This window comes from Acidisarcina polymorpha (assembly GCF_003330725.1).
GTDB classification, from domain to species: Bacteria; Acidobacteriota; Terriglobia; order Terriglobales; family Acidobacteriaceae; genus Acidisarcina; species Acidisarcina polymorpha.
This window is the reverse complement of record NZ_CP030840.1, coordinates 2,361,712-2,379,006: the sequence shown is the minus strand read 5'-3', so window position 1 is coordinate 2,379,006 and position 17,295 is coordinate 2,361,712. Positions and strand designations below refer to the sequence as shown.

The window sequence follows — 17,295 nt, the reverse complement described above, 5'->3', positions numbered from 1 at the left end:
CGTTCCTGATGGGCGCCGAATGATCGAACCGCCCGTCGCGTCCGGGCTTGCCACACTCTCCCCAAGAGGAGCACGATGCCTTCATGATGACCCCTAAATCTAAGCTGATCCTGTTCGCCGGCCTGTGTCTGGTTCTGCTGTCTCCTGCCCCGCCATCTCCTGCTCTGCTGGCGCAGAACACGCGTACGCCGACGGACAGCAACCTGGTGTATGGAGAGGCGAGTGGCGAGCCCTTGACGATGGATTACTACGCGCCCAAGGGCGACGGCCCCCATCCCATCGCGATCATCATTCATGGCGGCGGCTACATCGGTGGGACCAGCCGTAATGGGAGCGAGGCGTATTGCGCCGACTTCCTGGCGCCAGCGGGCTACGCCGTCTTCGCCATCAACTATCGTCTGGCCCCGAAGTACCCCTATCCGGCGATGGTCGAGGATGTTCAACGAGCCATTCGCTACTTGCGCTACAACGCAAAACGCTGGAATGCCGAGCCGAACGAGATTGCTCTGGTCGGCGGATCGGCTGGCGGCTTTCTGAGCAACATGGCGGGGCTGCGAGGCGAGAAGGGCGACCCGCACGCGGCCGACCCCGTAGACCGCGAAAGCTCTGAGGTGCAGGCCGTGGTGACACTCTTTGCGCAGAGCAGCTTCGCCACCGTTCCGCTCAACGCCAACGTTCATGCGCTGCTCGACCCGCTGATTCAGAAGGAGGGTGAGGCAGCCGCGCTGCGCGCGGCGTCTCCGATCACGTATGTATCGAAGCACGCGCCCCCATTTCTGCAGATCCTGGGAGATAAGGATGAGTACATTCCATTTACCGAGGCGACCAATCTCGATGCCGCTCTGAAGAACGTCGGGGTGAGCTCAGAAATCATTCGAATTCCTGGCGGACATCATGGCACCGGCGGCTGGTACAAGCTTCCCGGCGACCCGGATTGGGAGCGGCAAATGATTGTCTGGCTTAATCGAGAACTGCATCACCAGGGACCGGTCGGCGAGGGCATTGAGAAGCGGGAGCCGGCGGCTTAGAGCGAAAGCGCAACCGCGATCGAATTCCTGACCGCGTGAAAATAAAAGAAAAATGCTGCGGCGCCGATAGCGCCGCAGCAAGAAGTTTGCGTCTTTTCTCAATCGAAAGTTGCTAGAAGTACAGCTTGGCCCCGAGTTGAATGCGGCGGGGCAGATGGGTTGCGGTGATTTGACCGAAGCTGGTGTCGTTCAGCCCGGTATCGACTGCCGAGAAGTTGGTGTGGTTGAAGGCGTTGAAGAACTCGCCGCGGAATTGGAACTTGAAGCGCTCGCTGAGTTGGATATTCTTGATCGCTCCAAGGTCCCAGTTCTCATAGCCGGGTCCGAGGAAGATGCCGTTGCGGGCGGAGCCGAAATGGCCGACTGCGGGAGCAAAAGACGAAGTGGTGAACCACTGTGCCTGCGTCTTGGTGAGCTTGATATTCGAGATCAAGTCGGCGCGAGGAGCAATATCCGCATTCGGCGTGCTGATGCCGAGGCCGCCGGGGTAGGTGCCTGCGGCGCTTCCAGCCTCGCAGGCGTTGGGGTCTAGTCCGGTGGTATTGGCCCCATTGACCGTACAGGCGAAGGGATCGGCGGCTTGAGTTACGGTCGTCGACTTTCCGGATTCGAAGGTGGTGATTCCGGAGACTTCCCATCCACCCAGAATGTGTCCGGTCCATCCATGCTGTTCCGCGAAGAACGGCAGTTGGTAGACATAGTTGGCAATGAAGACTTGAGGTGTATTGCCGGTGGTGTTGTTGGAGCTGGACGAAGAGGGACCGTAATCCAGCTTTGGATTGTAGGTGTCGGTATTGGCGCCGCCTCGATCGTTCGCCTGGGTGGTTAGAATCTTTGACCAGGTATAGGCGATACCGGCGGTAAGGCCGCGAGTGACGCGATGGTTCACGGTCACCTGCAGCGAGCTGTAGTTGCTCGTGAAGCCGGGAATACGCGCTTCGAAGTAGGAGTATCCCAAGTAAGGCCTGACCGCATTGACGTTAACGGTTGGATTGGCGGCCCGGGCGGCGAGGGTGGGTTGATTCAGGTCGAGTTCCCCGAGCAGGTGACGTCCCGTCGAACCGACATAGGCGATTTCGAGCACCGTGCCTGGCTCGACCTCTTGCTGTACTGAGAGGTTGTAGTCGGCGTAAGACGGCACCTTGAAACTAGGCGTACCGGTAGTAGTCAGGCGGTTTGGCCCGAGCGAGACCGCCGAGGTCCCTGCCAAGGGGTTGTCAAAGCTGGTGTTGTTGACCGTCGCCGTTTGAACCAGCGGAGGATCGGTGAAAGCATTCTGTTCCCAGATCCCGTTCAAGGTGCGGTCATAGAAAGTACCGAAGCCGCCGCGGAGCGACGTCTTGCTGTTGCCGAAGACATCGAGCGCGAACCCTACGCGCGGTCCAAAGTTGAGGTTCGAATTCGGATTGACCCGACCGCCGTAGGGAGAGCACGTGACCTGCGGCGAGATGGCCTGGGCTTGAGTGCAGGCCGAGCCGGCGGGGAAGATGAGCCCATTCGTGTAGGTCGCGGGAGTGATCGCTTGTCCGGCGACAAAGTTGCCGCCGGCGTCGATGGCGGGAGCGGCAGCTGGGTTATAGAGGCTCGGAACAAAGTTGTTCAGTGTATTCTTCACGTCGGTCGGAGAGGGAAAGTAACTCCAGCGCAGACCGAGGTTCAGGGTCAGCCGCCGATTTACCTTCCAGTCGTCCTGGCCGTAGGCTTCCATGTTGATGTAGTGAAGGTCGGGAATGATATCGCGGCTGGCCTGCGAATAGGTGCTGACATTGCCGAGCAGAAAATCCTGCCAGGTATTGAAGTTGAAGCTGGGTGCGCCTTCTGAAGCATTTTCCGTCTTCAGCATTTGCGAAACGCTGTATCCGACGCGCACCGTGTGCTTGCCTCTAGTAAGAGAGAGATTGTCGAAGAAGGTGCGGTCGAGATTACGTTCGTTATACGGAGCGCTCCCCTGGTTCAGACCGGTGATGGTGCCACCGGTAAAGGTAATACTGGGGACGCGTCCGTACGGGTCTATATACGCGAAGTTGTTGGTGAGCGAGCTATATACCGAAGGCGAGTTGGCGACGCCGGTCAACGAAGCATTGATCGCGCCTTGCGAATAGGCAAATTCGGCTTCGTTCACAATGTTAGGCGTGATCGCATAAGTGAGATTGCCAACCACGTTCTCGCCAGGCGCATTCACCGAAGTGTTCACCAGGCCGGGATAGTTCGAACCCGCAAAAAGACCAGTCGGAAAGTTCTCTGGGGTCTCATCCTGAATGGCCCGCCCGAAGAAATGGATCTTGTCGGTAAAGTTATGGTCGATGCGCACGATGTCCTGCCGGACATTGTTCAGCGACGAGAAGGTCGAAACATTGTTGCCGCCGCTGTTGGCCGGAAACTGGTCGAAGACGTTGGTGAGATAGACCGAAGCATTCTTGCTGTAGCAGGCCGGGCTGATCGTGCTTTCGTTAGTCGCTGCGTCGTAGGTGACGCAACCGGCCGGCGCTCCCGTTACCTGGCCGGAGACGATGCCATTCAATTGCGCCGTAGTGGGCGCGGTCACGCTATTGGTCGTCGGCGAGCTGACCTTGCGCCACTCTTCCGACCAGAAGAAAAATGTCTTCGTTCGGCTTTCGTTATAGACCTTCGGAATGTAAAGCGGACCGCCCAGGGTAAAGCCATAGTTGTTGTACCGCTCGATCCCGCGCGGTGTGCCCGTCTGATTGCCGAAGTAAGTATTCGCATTGAAGATGTTATTGCGGACGAACTCGTAAACATCGCCATGGAATTGGCTGGTTCCCTGCTTGGTCGCGACCAGGACCTGTCCGCCGCCGCTGCGTCCGTAACCGGCGTCATAGGAGCCGCGTTCCAGAGTGAACTCCTGAATGGCGTCAACGCTGGGGACGTTGAGCAGGGTGGTATTCGAGCCGCTGTCGTTGATGTCGGCACCATCCACGCTCCAGTTGTTGGAACTGCTCCGGGCGCCGTTCACCGATAGCGCGGTGGTGTTATTCAATCCGAAGCCGGTTTCATCGCCCAGGCCGCTGACCACGCCGGGCTGCAGGGTGACGAGTTGCTCGAAGTTGCGGTTGCTAAGCTCGAGCTCCCGCACCTGGGTGCCGCTCACCGTGCCGGCCTGCTCACTGCTTGAGGTCTCGATAGCGACCGTATTTGTCTGTACGGTGACGGTCTGGTCGATCGAGCCGGGGGAGAGCTGCGCGTTGACCGTGCGCTTCTGGGCAACGAAAACGGTAACGTTCGGGGCGGTGAACGTTTCGAAGCCGGGCGCCGTGACGGTGATGGTGTACGTTCCCGGCGAGAGGTTCGTGACGGTATAGCTGCCACTCCTGTCGGACGTCGCGGTCCTCGTATCGCCTTTGATTCCGGTGTTGGAGATGGTGACGGTCGCGCCGGATATAACAGCGCCCGAGGGGTCGGTGACGTTACCGGTCAAGCTGGCGGCGAGTTCCTGGGCGAGCAGAATGGTGGAGGAGGAAAGAAGGATTGCCAAGAGAAGTAACCAACAAAAACGCGTTTTCATCGAATGGCCTCAATCGAAGAAGGTGTGAAACGGTTCGTTATAGTGCTTACTGACAGGCGAACTATCGGGCCCGGGAGGGCTAAAGACACCTTGAGAAAGTGTCAAAACGTATGCCAGGAACGGTTAGCGATCGCCGCCTTGTCGTAGAACAATTAGCAGGAGATAGCTGGTTCCAGATGCTCGATGAGCTGACATATTAGAACGTTTCAATAAAATTATTTACATCCTAACTGTTTGTCAACAAAATTAACCTCCCGGAGATAGACATTGCAACCCTCATAAGAGCAAAGCTCGCCGATCTTTTGTTCCGATCTTAATGTCGTTCTGTATGTATAGATAAACAGGGATAAACAGATAACTACTCGATTCTGCGCCGGGCAGACAGCTATTCTGGAGCGTGGCATTCGACAACCAAAGCAGTTGCCGAACCCGGCCGCAACGAGGATCGCAACCATCCCCTTCAACCATCCCCTTGAGGAGCCCAAGTTGATGACGCCGCGTCAACGCAGGATGGCAGTGGCGCTGATCTGGCTGGTCGGCATCGCGCCGATCGCCGCCGCACCAGCCGGGGGTATGGGCCAGGACACTCTGCAGGCCGCGGTGTCAGCCGGATCGGCGGCCTTACAAAGGGGGGACTATGCAGCCGCCGAACTCGCCTTCCGCGAAGCGCTCAAGCTGGATCCCGACTCCGTGCCTTTGCTCAATAACCTCGCTATCGCGCTCGCCCGCCAGCAGCGCGAGGCCGAAGCGATTGGCCTCTACGAACGCGCCTTGCAACTTAAGCCGGGCGACCCCGTAACCAAACGCAATCTCGGCGTCGCATACTTTCGCGCGCAGAAGTATCAACTGGCGCTGCCCCTGCTGACCGCTTTCGCGCAAGAGACTTCGAGCTATCAGGCGCTCGATCTTACCGGTCTCGACCTCTTCGCCCTCGATCGCTACGAAGAGGCCGCCAAGTATCTCGCCGCCGCGCATCAGTTGCAGCCGAACGATCTCCACACCCTGGATATCCTTGGCAAAGCCTACATGCGGACGAAAAACTATTCGGGCGCAACCGAGGTCTTCAGCCAGATTATGGCGATCGACCCTAACTCGGCCGAGGCCCATGTGATGCTGGCGATGGCCGACGATAAGCTCTTTCGTGAAGACGAAGCCATTAAGGAATTTCAGGCGGCGGCGGCGGTCGATCCTCACTATCCGGGAATTCACACCGGTCTCGGTGTCATCTTCTGGCGGAACGATAACCTGGATGCGGCCGAACGCGAATTTCGGCTGGAGCTGGAACGGTATCCCAAAGACCCCATCGCCAACTGCACCCTGGGACGCATTCTGAGCAAGCGCAACCATCCCGCCGAGGCGGTCGTATATCTCGAAGCCGCCCTGACAGTGAACCCCGCCTACCGGGACGCGTTGCTCGCGTTAGGACAAGCAAAGATTGCGCTCGAGCAACCGGCCGCCGCGATTGCTCCCTTGGAGCAGGCGACGAAGCTCGATCCCAACGATGCCGAAGCCCACTACATTCTAGGGACGGCGCTCAATCAGGCAGGACGTCCCGCTGAAGGCGCAAAGCAGCGCGCTCTAAGTGCGCAGTTACGAGAGAAGCAGCGGACCCAGGCCGGGAAGCAGACCACGCCTCCCGGCTAGTGCCGTAAGTTTAGAACTGGCAACAAACTCCCGTCACCCTGAACGAAGTGGAGGGTCCGAGTTTCCACTGATCTGTACTACAGCAACCGACCGTCAACTCTCCCTCGTCTCGGATCCTCAGTGGCCTTTATAGTCCATGAAGAGTTCCGGAAACTCCTGCTTCAGGGCCGCAATCTTGGGCCGGTCGCAGACTTCGATATAGGGATTGCCCGGGTTCTTCAGCGCATAGTCCTGGTGATAGTCCTCGGCCTTGTAGAAGGCCTTCAATGGAACCACCTGGGTCGCGATCTTCTTCTTTCCGAAAGTCCCGGCAGCATTGAGCTGCGCGATATAAGCCTCGGCCAGCCGTTTCTGTTCGTCGTTTGCGTAGAAGATGACCGAGCGATACGAGGTCCCGACATCCGGCCCCTGCCGGTCTTTCTGGGTCGGGTCATGGGCCACGGAGAAGAAAATCCTCAGTAATTGCCCGTAAGTAATCTTCGAAGCATCGTAGACCACGTGGACTGACTCAGCGTGGCCAGTAGTTTCGGTCGTGACCTGATCATAGGTCGCGGTCGCAGCGGAGCCACCCGAGTAACCAACCGTGGTCGTCGTAACCCCCTTCACTCGCTCGAAGACCGCCTGGGTGCCCCAGAAGCAACCCCCGGCAAAAACTGCACCTTCCGCGGTGGGTACGCTCGCGAGGGGAACATCAGTGGAGGGTGGCGGGACTGGCGCGCTAGGCGCGGCGTTGACCAGACCGCAACCAACGAATCCGGTCAAGACCAAAAGCAGTGAGATGGCACGATTGAACGAGCTCAACATTTGATTTCTCCTACCGCAGAATCATCCGGAAGCGAAAGCGTCTGCAACCATTAGAGGCCCAATCGTAGCGAAAGTTACATGAAGCCGTCGACAGGGTCAAATCGTCCGGAGAGCGAGACCTTCCGCTCTAGTCCTGCGTGTCAGGGTCGAACAACTCTCGCCATCCTGGACAAAGGCAACTCGCCAACAGAATTAGAGACTCCCTACGAAGTCCCCAGTTCTTCGGCGCGCAGCGCAAGTCCACGGGCGACGGAGGTAAACGCCTCTCCGGTTCGGACTCGATCCTTGCCGAATCCCCGCTCGCCTAATCCCCGTTCAAAGATACTTCGCACCGCAGGCACGAAGGAGGTTCCGCCAGTAAGGAAGACGCGGTCGACCTCGCGCATGTCGACGCCCGAGGTCTTGAAGAGCGCCGCGACGCAGTTCTCAATGGCGAGTAGTTCATCGGCGATCCAGCTTTCGAACTCCGCCCGGGTCACGGCGATTTCCAGGTCCATGCTGCCATCGCGAAAGCTGAACTTGGCTGCCTGGTGTTGTGACAGCTCGACCTTCACGCGTTGCACCGCTTGATGAAGCTGATAGCCAAGGTCCTCTTCAATCAGGTTAATGAGAGCTTCGATCTTCTCCGGTTCCAGGGCCCGGGCGTGGGCGCTCTTTAGAATCTCGGTGACGTTCCTGGTGCGCAGGAATGAGAGGTAATGCCAGCGCTCGAGGTTGGCATAGATCCAGGCAGGCACCGCAGGCAGCACTTTCTTGAGGGAGCGCGCCAGGGAGTCCGCGCCCAGGGCGGGCGAGACCAGCTTGCGGATGATCCGCGCATCGAATGCGTCGCCCGCCAATCCCAGGCCCAGGCTGCCGAGCAGGTCGCCCGGTTTTCGGCCGCGGCGCCGGATCTCGGGGCCGACCGTCAGCAGTGAAAAATCGCTGGTGCCGCCACCGAAGTCGCCGATGAGGATGAGTTCGTCGTGGTCGAGCGTCGAGCCATAAGCATAGGCGGCGGCTATCGGCTCCATCTCAAAGTCGACAGTCTCGTAACCGGCAGTCTCAAAGGCCAGTCGAAGCCGCTCCAGCGCAAAGCCATCGTCCTGCTCATTCTCCGCTCCCACAAACCGGACCGGCCGGCCCACCATAGCCCTGCGGATCGGGGAGCCGAGTTGCCGCTCCGCGTGTTGGCGCAGGTCGGCGAGGATGCGCGAAATCAAAACTTCGAGATTGTAGTGCCTCCCAAAGATCGCCGTGCCGGTAAGCGTGCGACTCGAAAGATGCGACTTCAAGGATTGAATGAAACGGCCCTTCTCTTCGGCCGCCAGATAGTGTTCAATCGCGGCGGGACCGGTCCATGAGTGCGTCCGCACCTTTCCGGACTCCTTCCCCTGGTCCATGTAGAGGACCGAACGATAAGAAAAGGTCGTTTCGCCGCCAAACTGGATGCGGTTGGGAAAAGAAATAAGTTGGGTTTGAGAATCGCCGGTTGAAATCGCAATCGAACTGTTGGTCGTTCCGAAGTCGATACCGACGAAGGTTTGCCGATCCTGAGCAGGCTCCATCCCACCTATTGTTTCGTATCTTGGCGTCTGGAGCGAACCAGGTCGAGCGGAAAACGATCGTGCGGAATCAGGAATTCCGCAAAGAGGGATTGCGTCCGGAAAAGATGCGAGTGCCGAGCGCTCCGCCGATCATCGAGAAGACGGTGATGCCGATTGAAGTCATCAACGCGGTCAGCAACGTGGCAGCAGCCCGCCCATCCGGCGAGGTCCAGAAATGCAGGGCCTCTTTCGCCTGGGCGGGAGGAGCGGAGATAAACTGCGCGGCCATCGCCGAGCCTTGTTCCATGCTGGATTGGAAAGCCTTCTCCATCGCCTCCCCGCCATGGAGAATGTAACGCTCGAAGACCATGGAGCCGGCGTTGAAGGCGCTGGCCACGAAAGCAGCCAGGACTCCAATGATCGTTCCAATCTGGATGCCGATCGGCCGGGTCAGCAACCGGCTCGCGGCCCGCCGCTGGTAAAGGCCGACCGCGGCCACCGCACCACCGACCACCCACAGACAACACCCGCTCGAAAGCAGGGGTACGACCGAGGAACACAGCAAGCCGACTGGCACCGCAAAGGTCACAGCCGCGCCGATGGCCGTCTTCCACTGAATATTCCTTGGGATCAGCTCTCCCGCATTGGGTGCACTGCTTGGACTCTCGCCATCCGCTTCATAGAGCAACTGCGGCGCGCCACAGTTGGGGCAGAAATACTCTGGTGGAGCGAGGGCCGAACCGCACCGGTGACAGGCTTTTTCCATCTCCTTTGAAGGTACCCCACTGCAACAGGCGAAGCAATTCGCACCCCGCAAATGCTTCGCGTCTAAACTTCGTGGAACTTGGAACCCGGAGTCTAGTTGCTCACCTGCTTACTGCTATCGACCGAGCCAGGAAGGTCGATCTCCACCAGGCTGAATACCGTTCCCGGGCCGTCATGCTTCTCAATGCCCACAATGTGCTGATGATGTTTTGAACCCGCCTTGAGCGACTCAGTGGCATCCATGTTGACCTGCGGATGATTCGTGGATTCGTCGCAGGTGAGCCCCTCATGAGTCATGGTCGGCGTGCCGACAACTGCTTGGCCGTTACATGCGATGACATCGCCATACCGGCCTAAAGCTTTCTTGTAAAACGTCAGAATGCTCTCCGCCGGGTCGGAGCTCTGATACTTCACCACCTTGAGGCGGAACTGCCACTCGCCAAAGCCAACGCGGATGTCGGCAGGCTTGTCGCCGTCCTTCTTCGACCACAGCTTCGCTCCCGGGTAGACCGGCAATCCAACATCAGCGGCGCTGGTGCCGTTTGAATTGACGTGGACGCCCCCCAGCGGGGTATCGACCTTGACGTTATTTTCCTGGCCGTCCTTGGACTTATCGACGGAAACCGTACAGCCGGCGCAAAGAGTAGAGAAAACCAGGAGTAGAAGAATATTAGGTCCGAGTCTGCTTGTCGCTTTCATGGGCTGACGGCTCCTGCTTTGTTGAATTACGCAACCAGAGATGCTTCCGTTCCGAATCGCAGCCGCCGCGACTATTCGGTTGCTTGGGCATCTCATGAGGTGAATCAGTAGGCGACAAGCTTACGTGAGGAATCCGCGCGCGGAAAGACTTTTCGCGCCGAAGGGACAGGTTCGACCATAGATGACTTATAGTTCGGCACTCTTCTCCCCGTTCACCCTGGCTGGCATTACCTTCCCAAACCGCATCGTCGTCTCGCCGATGTGCGAATACTCCTCTGTCGATGGCTTCGCCAATGATTGGCATTTCGTCCACCTCGGGAGCCGCGCGGTTGGCGGCGCCGGTCTGGTCTTTACCGAGGCCGCGGCCGTCTCTCCCGAAGGCCGCATCACTCCGCAGGACCTCGGTTTCTGGAAAGACGAGCATGTCTCCGAGTGGAAGCGAATCGTCGAGTTCCTTCATAACCAGGGGGCGAAGACCGGGATTCAACTCGCGCACGCTGGCCGGAAGGCAAGCATGAGCCGTCCCTGGGAAGGACAAGAGCGCGTAAAACCCGTGAGCGAGGGCGGTTGGGATGATGTGCTGGCTCCGAGCGCAATACCCTTCTCCGACGCCTATGCGAAACCGGCGGCTCTCGAAGTCAACCGCATCAAGCAGCTGGTCCAGGCCTTCCAGGATGCCACCCGGCGCGCGCTTCAGGCGAACTTCGATGTGGTCGAGATTCATGCAGCGCACGGCTACCTTCTGCATGAGTTCCTGTCGCCACTGAGCAACCACCGCACCGATGAATATGGTGGGAGTTTCGAGAACCGCGCCCGCTTCCTGATCCAGGTGGTAGACGCTGTTCGGGAGGTCTGGCCGCTCGACCGGCCGCTCTTCGTGCGGATCTCGGCTACCGACTGGGCCGAGAGCGGTGGCTGGGACCTGCACCAATCGATTGCTCTGGCGAAGCTATTGAAGACGCGCGGCGTCGACCTGATCGATGTCTCCTCGGGCGGTCTGGTTCCCGGAGTCAGAATCCCCGCCGGCCCTGGGTACCAGACGGAATTCGCGAATCAGATAAGGAAGCAGGTGCAGATCCCCACCGGCACCGTAGGAATGATCACCAGCGGAGCGCAGGCGGAGCACATTCTCCAGACCAGCCAGGCCGACCTGATCTTCGTAGCCAGAGAATTTCTGCGCGACCCCTACTGGGCGTTGCACGCTGCGCAGGATCTTCACGACGTGACCTCCTGGCCGCCACAGTATCTTCGCGCCGCGCCGGCCGGCTCTGCAGAACGGAAGCCGGCTGCGGAGAAGTAGACCAGGCAGCGCCGATGCCGGAGATTTGTCCCTGTTTTGCACCATAAGAACAGGGACGAATTTACATCGAGGGGGCCTATACTTTGGTGGAAGGGCAACGGAATCAGCCGCCCGTGCCCCCTTTGTGGCCCATGATGCCGATTCCCACTTCCCAGCAACGGCGCACCGCTCCGTCTGAAATTCCGGACAAGCTCTATTTCCGGATTGGTGAGGTCGCCCGCATCTGCGAGGTACCGGCCTACGTTCTGCGCTTCTGGGAAACCGAATTCCAACAGCTCAAGCCGAATAAGGGCGGCACTGGCCAGCGCCTCTATCGCAGGCGCGACGTGGAGATGTGCCTGCGCATCAAGCGCCTGCTTTACGACCAGGGCTATACCATTCCCGGGGCGCGTCAGGTCTTTCAAACCGAGGCCCGGGAGTTCCGCAAGAAGAATTCCGCGCCCGAGTTACCCCTCGCTGTAGCGAGCTCCAATCACGCCGACGCGGCGCTCTCCAAAGTGAAGAAAGAGCTGCGCGAGCTGGCCGGAATCCTTGCTTCCCCAATCGGCTCCCCTCGCACTCGCCCCGGCCGATCCACAAGGCCCGCGGAAAAGCCCACCGGGCTCTTCGAGCTATAGCCGCCACCCAAACTCGGAAGGAAGCAACGTGGGGATCTCTGCCCGGGGTCTGGGATGCCTCGGAAAATGCACTTATCCCAGCAGGGCCGCCTCTTCAGGCTTCTCTCGTAAGAGAATCTCCCGCTCGCGGAGATTGTGGACCTGTTCGCCAACCGCATACTTCAGTGCGTCCACCCCTAGTCCGCTGACCGCCGAGATGGCATAAAACGGCAGCTTGCGCCGCTTCGCCATACTTTGCAGCTTCTTCAGCTTCTCCGGATTAGCGACATCGGCCTTGGAGGCGACTACCAGCATCGGCTTTTCATCGAGTCCGTGACCGAAGCTCTTCAGCTCTCCCTGGATGACTTTAAAATCGGCGACCGGGTCAGGGCGCCCGCTGGCGTCGGAGACATCGACGAGATGCACCAGAACCCGCGTGCGCTCGATGTGACGGAGAAACTGCACCCCTAGACCGGCGCCGAGATGCGCGCCCTCGATCAGTCCGGGAATGTCAGCGACCACATAGCTCTCCTCATGGGGAGCTTCGCCCACCGACACCACACCCAGGTTCGGTTCGAGGGTGGTAAAGGGATAGTCGGCGATTTTCGGCTTGGCTGCTGAAATTCTGGAGATCAGGGTCGACTTTCCCACATTGGGATAACCCACCAGGCCGACATCCGCGAGCAGCTTCAATTCGAGGCGGTAGACCCGTTCTTCGCCAGTGCGGCCGGGTTCGTGTTCGCGCGGCGCCTGGTGGGTCGAAGTGGCAAAATGCTGATTGCCGCGTCCGCCGCGACCACCCTTGGCGGCGATGATGCGCTCGTCCGGCTGGCGAAAATCGTGGACCAGTTCTCCAGTCTCGTCGTCATAGACGGCGGTGCCCACCGGGACCTTCAAAATGATGTCGGCGCCCTCGCGGCCCGTGCAGTTGGAGCCTTCCCCATGCTTGCCGCGCTCTGCCTTGTGCTCGGGGTTGTAGCGGAAGTGAATGAGCGTGTTGTGGCGTTCGCTCGACTCCATAATCACGTCGCCACCGCGCCCGCCGTCGCCGCCCGAAGGTCCGCCGCGGGGCACGAATTTCTCCCGGCGAAAGGCCACGCATCCATTGCCCCCGTCGCCGGCTTTTACCTTGATCTTTGCTTCATCGACAAACATTTCTTCCTCATTGCGCCCTTCTCAACCAGTGCAACTCGGGCGTCTTTCGCTTGCACACTCCGGCGTTTCCATTTTTCTGCCTTTCTTTAGTGTAGCCAATGGAGTATGCTTCACCCAATTTCCCAAATGTTCTCGATACCTCGCTTCTCGGCTGAAATGCTGCTGAGCGTGCGCGATCTACCCCCAAAGGCGGCATCCTTGCGCCTGAAGGGGGCTCGATCGCGCGTTGACTGTGTTGCTGCGGAGAGACTCCAATGGCGTCACGATGGTTCGCTTTGCCTTGCATCTCCGCCATCTGGCTGGGGGCGCCCCGATTGTATCTCGGCTGCGTTGCGGTCATATTTATGCTGCTCGCGCCCCGAGTGGCACAACCCCAGTCGACCACCAGTGGAGCGTTGTCCGGGACGGTCACCGATAGCCAGCAGCGCGCCATACCCGGAGTTCGCTTGGTTGCGACTGATCCGGAGACGGGCCAGCAACGCACGGCCACGACGGATGCTTCGGGCAGCTTCGAGATCCCAGGTCTGAGTCCTGCCAGCTATGCGGTTGAGGCGTCGGCGGCCAACTTCGCCGCCTGGCGGGCCGACTCGGTCGAGATCGAGGTCGGCCGCATCACCACCATTTTTCCCCGCCTCGCCGTGGCCGGCCGGCAGGATACGGTGCTGGTCCGCTCCGAGGTGCCGGGTCTGGATACAACCTCGGCCGCCATCACCACCAACCTCAGCAACACCGCTCTCGAGAACCTGCCAAGCAATGGCCGCCGCTGGTCCAACTTCGCCCTTCAAACTGAAGGCGTCACTCCGGATCAGAATGGTTATGGCCTGCTCAGCTTTCGCGGCATCAGCGTGCTGCTCAACAACAACACCATCGATGGCGTGGATAACAACCAGGCCTTCTTCTCCGAAGAGCGGGGCCGCACACGCATCGGCTATTCGACCACCCAGGCGGCGGTCCAGGAGTTTCAGGTAAACACCTCGAACTACGCCGCGGAGTATGGCCGGGCGGCGGGGGGCGTCGTCAACACTGTGACCCGCTCTGGCGGCAATCAGTTCCACGGCCAGGCATTCTTCTACGATCGCGACAACGCCTGGGGCGCGACTAATCCATTCACCACGCTAACCCAGCGTCTCGCCGATGGAAGCTATGCCACCACTCCATTCCAGCCGGTGGATTGGCGCAAACAATGGGGCGCGGGGATTGGCGGCCCGGTGAAGCGGGACAAAGTCTTCTGGTTTTTCGCCTATGACCAATACAAGCGGAACTTCCCCGGAGTCGCGCGCACCGCCGACGCACGCTCCGGAACCGCCCTCAAACTCTTCAATCTACCTTCAGCGCAGCAGCTGGACGTGTTGGCCGCGCGGCTTCAAACCAACTCCGCCGCGGCGCTCGCCGATTACAACACGGTCCTTGCCGGCCTCGACTCGATGCTTGGACCGGTACCGCGAACCGCCGATCAATACATCCTCTTCCCCAAGATCGATTGGGACCTGAATGACCGCAATCACTTGATCTTCCAGTACAACCACATGCGCTGGAACTCACCCGCCGGGGTGCAAACACAAGCTTCCAATAACTATGGAATTGCGAGCTTCGGCAATGACTTCGTCTCGGAAGACTGGGGAATCGTGCGTTGGAACTACTTCCTTACCGCCAATCTGCTCAATGAGGCGCGCTATCAGCTAGGCCGCGACTTCGAATCGGAGTTCGCACAAACGCCGACGCCCTTTGAAGCGCCCTTCGCCAACAATGTGCAGGGTTTCTCCCCGCAGATCTCGATCGCCAGCAGCAGTTATGGCTTTACCTTTGGCAAACCTTCTTTTCTGAACCGGGCCGCGTATCCGGACGAGCTTCGCTCGCAGTTCGTCGACACGGTAAGCTGGGTTCATGGAAAGCACTCCTGGAAGGTAGGCTACGACTTCAGTCATGTTATCGATAACACCAATAACCTCTACAACGGCACCGGAAGCTATCTCTATACGAATGTGCTCAATTTCACATCCGACTTATATGCGCCAAGCCATTGCGACGCAGGAGATGCTGGCGTCGGCCGTCTTCCTTGTTATGAATATGCTACCCAGGCCTTAGGACCATCTATCTTCCGTTTCACCACCAACGACTACGCCGCTTATCTTCAGGATGAATGGAAGCTATTTCATAACTTGACTTTCTCCCTGGGCCTGCGCGAGGAGTATCAACAGCTACCCAATCCTCCCCAGGCGCTGCTCAACCCAGCCATTCCGGAGACCCGCGTGCTGCCGCAAATTCGCAGAAACATCGCGCCGCGGGTGGGTATCGCCTGGGACGTCTTTGGTCATGGAAACACTGTTCTACGCGCAGGGTATGGCCTCTATTATGGGCGGATCGTGAACTCCACCGCCTTCGCCGCTCTTACAGAAACTGGCTCAGCGGCGTCGCAGCGCAACTACTACTTCAAGCCGGTAGATCAGGGCGCGCCGCCTTTTCCTCACGTCTTTACCGCCGAGCCGCCATTCTCGAACCAACCAAATGTGGTCTACTTCGATCCGCGAACGCGTGATCCGGTGGTACAGGAGATGGAACTATCCTTAGGTCAGCAGTTAGGTTTTAGAACCGAGCTGACGATCAGCCTGCTGGTTTCGCTAGGCCGCAAGCTACCCAACTTCATCGATCACAATATCGATCTAAGTCAAGCGCAGACCATTACCTACACTGTCGATGATTCAACTGGAAAAGGACCTCTAAAGGGTAAGACTTATACGACCGCTCTTTACACCAGCCGGATCAATCCCGATTACAGCCAACTTACGGACATTTTTACTGAGACTAACTCCCGCTACGAAGCAGGCATGGTCAAGTTGACTCACAGTCTGGGACGAGCCGGCGAGCTCCATGCGACTTACACCTACTCGCAGGCGGTCGATTTTAATCAGAACTCAACGACCTTCGCGGACAACAACGACATTCTCGATCCATCGAATTTCGGACTGGAATACGGCATATCCAACTTCGACATCCGGCAGCGCCTCACCGGTCATGCCATTCTCAAAACGCCCTGGAGGGTGCATGGATGGAAAGGCGAGATCCTGAATGGCTACTCGCTGGCCCCGATAGTCGAGCTGCGCACCGGCCTTCCTTACTCGCTGCGAACGACCGGCTCAGTACCATCGACCAAATACGTGGACACGGTCGATAGGGTCGAGACACTTAGCGGTTTAGGAGCGAGCATCAACGGCTCCGGCGGCGACAATCGAATCGCAGAGATAGGTCGCAATACTTACCGCTATCCGTCCGTCTGCAATCTCGATGTGCGTGCGGCGAAATCGTTCAAAATCACGGAGCGCAGCGATCTCGAATTGATGGGAGAGTCATTCAACTTGCTCAACCATCAAAATGTCACCAGCGTCAACACTTCCGGCTACCTGATCGACGGAGCGGTCTCCCCGGCCAGCTTGCCTCGGCTCACATACCAGCCTGGCTTCGGCACCGTTACCAATAGCAATAGCAGCAATCTCTACCGGGAGCGGCAGATTCAACTCGCCGTTCGGCTCACGTTCTGAGGGTGGTTTAGGTATTTTCCGAAGCTGCGTCCAGCGGTTCTCGTGTTGACAGGAAAGCATTAGGCAGTTCACTGGGGAAGCTTTGATTGAATTGCGCTCGCCTCCAGCGGTTGAAGCCGCCCTTAACTGCTTGCACTTACCGCACGGCTGAAAAGCCGCGCCCCTTCAAACGCTGAATCCGCGCTGCCTCAGATCGTTCGCTGATATGGATCTCTCCGGGCGCGCTAGTGAGCGCCGCCCTCTTTTTCGCCGTCCTTTTTGCCCTGCGGCTGACGGGTCTTCCAGAAGTCCTTTTGGCCGTCGGTGTCGAGCTTCCAGACTTCGAGATATGGCTGGGCCTGCTCCGGGTTCAGGATCTGTACCGACACCACCTCCACCCGCTGCACTTGATGCCATGGATACAACAGGTTCTGCTTCAAAAGGAAACCAGTTTTCACCCAATCTTCGATAAACCTGTTGACCTCTCCACGCACATCGGTTTCGTGTTTGAAGGGTAATAGGTCAATCACCTCGCCACCCAACAAGCGGGCCCTCACATGGGCCACCAGGAGCAGATCGTCTTTCGGTTGTTCTTCTGATTTTTCAGCCATTTCGCCAGCAATCTCCCTTGCGCGATCAAGAACGCCGCCTCGTTATGATGTTTTACCGGGGCGATTGGTTCTTCTGAAGTTGGATTAAAAACCTGCGCAGCCGGAACAGGAGATAGTCTTGAGAAGGAA

At 58.7% G+C, this 17,295-nt stretch carries 12 protein-coding genes; 5 read left to right on the top strand and 7 right to left on the bottom strand.

Going from position 1 to position 17,295, the window contains the following annotated elements:
- Positions 1–83 precede the first annotated feature (83 nt).
- Positions 84–1,028, top strand: coding sequence for an alpha/beta hydrolase (locus ACPOL_RS10305; RefSeq protein ID WP_114206995.1), 945 nt, complete (start codon positions 84–86; stop codon positions 1,026–1,028).
- A gap of 112 nt (positions 1,029–1,140) precedes the next feature.
- On the opposite strand, the gene ACPOL_RS10300 is transcribed toward ACPOL_RS10305, so the two are convergent.
- Positions 1,141–4,551: an outer membrane beta-barrel protein gene (locus ACPOL_RS10300; protein WP_114206994.1), complete on the bottom strand. Its 3,411-nt coding sequence runs from the start codon at positions 4,549–4,551 to the stop codon at positions 1,141–1,143.
- Between the two features lie 489 nt (positions 4,552–5,040).
- On the opposite strand from ACPOL_RS10300, the gene ACPOL_RS10295 reads away from it, so the two are divergent.
- Positions 5,041–6,195, top strand: coding sequence for a tetratricopeptide repeat protein (locus ACPOL_RS10295; RefSeq protein WP_150132951.1), 1,155 nt, complete (start codon positions 5,041–5,043; stop codon positions 6,193–6,195).
- 117 nt (positions 6,196–6,312) lie between these two features.
- On the opposite strand, the gene msrA is transcribed toward ACPOL_RS10295, so the two are convergent.
- From msrA to ACPOL_RS10275, 4 genes are all read right to left on the bottom strand, one after another.
- Positions 6,313–6,999 (bottom strand): peptide-methionine (S)-S-oxide reductase MsrA, encoded by a 687-nt coding sequence (gene msrA, locus ACPOL_RS10290; RefSeq protein WP_114206992.1) that lies wholly within the window; start codon positions 6,997–6,999, stop codon positions 6,313–6,315.
- Between the two features lie 203 nt (positions 7,000–7,202).
- Positions 7,203–8,546 (bottom strand): Hsp70 family protein, encoded by a 1,344-nt coding sequence (locus ACPOL_RS10285; RefSeq protein ID WP_114206991.1) that lies wholly within the window; start codon positions 8,544–8,546, stop codon positions 7,203–7,205.
- Positions 8,547–8,613: 67 nt separating this feature from the next.
- On the bottom strand, positions 8,614–9,291 hold the full coding sequence (locus ACPOL_RS10280; RefSeq protein WP_150132950.1) for a PhlB family protein: 678 nt from the start codon (positions 9,289–9,291) through the stop codon (positions 8,614–8,616).
- Between the two features lie 92 nt (positions 9,292–9,383).
- Positions 9,384–9,989 carry a hypothetical protein gene (locus tag ACPOL_RS10275; RefSeq protein WP_114206989.1) on the bottom strand — a complete coding sequence of 202 codons (606 nt, stop codon included), beginning with the start codon at positions 9,987–9,989 and terminating at the stop codon, positions 9,384–9,386.
- Between the two features lie 181 nt (positions 9,990–10,170).
- On the opposite strand from ACPOL_RS10275, the gene namA reads away from it, so the two are divergent.
- The gene (gene namA / locus ACPOL_RS10270) at positions 10,171–11,289 is read left to right on the top strand and encodes an NADPH dehydrogenase NamA (protein WP_114206988.1); all 1,119 of its coding nucleotides are present in this window, start codon (positions 10,171–10,173) and stop codon (positions 11,287–11,289) included.
- 113 nt (positions 11,290–11,402) lie between these two features.
- The gene (locus ACPOL_RS10265) at positions 11,403–11,906 is read left to right on the top strand and encodes a MerR family transcriptional regulator (RefSeq protein ID WP_236657373.1); all 504 of its coding nucleotides are present in this window, start codon (positions 11,403–11,405) and stop codon (positions 11,904–11,906) included.
- A 72-nt stretch (positions 11,907–11,978) separates the two neighbouring features.
- Here ACPOL_RS10265 and obgE read toward each other — a convergent pair whose 3' ends face one another.
- Complete coding sequence (gene obgE, locus ACPOL_RS10260; protein ID WP_114206986.1) at positions 11,979–13,040, bottom strand: GTPase ObgE; 1,062 nt, start codon at positions 13,038–13,040, stop codon at positions 11,979–11,981.
- 254 nt (positions 13,041–13,294) lie between these two features.
- Here obgE and ACPOL_RS10255 point away from each other — a divergent pair, with 254 nt between their 5' ends.
- Entirely contained in the window at positions 13,295–16,576 is a 3,282-nt protein-coding gene (locus ACPOL_RS10255; RefSeq protein ID WP_114206985.1) for a TonB-dependent receptor, read from the top strand.
- 224 nt (positions 16,577–16,800) lie between these two features.
- Here ACPOL_RS10255 and ACPOL_RS10250 read toward each other — a convergent pair whose 3' ends face one another.
- Complete coding sequence (locus ACPOL_RS10250) at positions 16,801–17,166, bottom strand: hypothetical protein (RefSeq protein WP_114206984.1); 366 nt, start codon at positions 17,164–17,166, stop codon at positions 16,801–16,803.
- Between the last annotated feature and the right edge of the window lie 129 nt (positions 17,167–17,295).

Excerpts from the sequence above, each read along its gene's own strand:
- ACPOL_RS10305 (WP_114206995.1), top strand. The coding sequence starts at position 84 with ATGATGACCCCTAAATCTAAGCTGATCCTGTTCGCCGGCCTGTGTCTG.
- ACPOL_RS10300 (WP_114206994.1), bottom strand. The coding sequence starts at position 4,551 with ATGAAAACGCGTTTTTGTTGGTTACTTCTCTTGGCAATCCTTCTTTCC.
- ACPOL_RS10295 (WP_150132951.1), top strand. The coding sequence starts at position 5,041 with ATGACGCCGCGTCAACGCAGGATGGCAGTGGCGCTGATCTGGCTGGTC.
- msrA (WP_114206992.1), bottom strand. The coding sequence starts at position 6,999 with ATGTTGAGCTCGTTCAATCGTGCCATCTCACTGCTTTTGGTCTTGACC.
- ACPOL_RS10285 (WP_114206991.1), bottom strand. The coding sequence starts at position 8,546 with ATGGAGCCTGCTCAGGATCGGCAAACCTTCGTCGGTATCGACTTCGGA.
- ACPOL_RS10280 (WP_150132950.1), bottom strand. The coding sequence starts at position 9,291 with ATGGAAAAAGCCTGTCACCGGTGCGGTTCGGCCCTCGCTCCACCAGAG.
- ACPOL_RS10275 (WP_114206989.1), bottom strand. The coding sequence starts at position 9,989 with ATGAAAGCGACAAGCAGACTCGGACCTAATATTCTTCTACTCCTGGTT.
- namA (WP_114206988.1), top strand. The coding sequence starts at position 10,171 with ATGACTTATAGTTCGGCACTCTTCTCCCCGTTCACCCTGGCTGGCATT.
- obgE (WP_114206986.1), bottom strand. The coding sequence starts at position 13,040 with ATGTTTGTCGATGAAGCAAAGATCAAGGTAAAAGCCGGCGACGGGGGC.
- ACPOL_RS10255 (WP_114206985.1), top strand. The coding sequence starts at position 13,295 with ATGGCGTCACGATGGTTCGCTTTGCCTTGCATCTCCGCCATCTGGCTG.
- ACPOL_RS10250 (WP_114206984.1), bottom strand. The coding sequence starts at position 17,166 with ATGGCTGAAAAATCAGAAGAACAACCGAAAGACGATCTGCTCCTGGTG.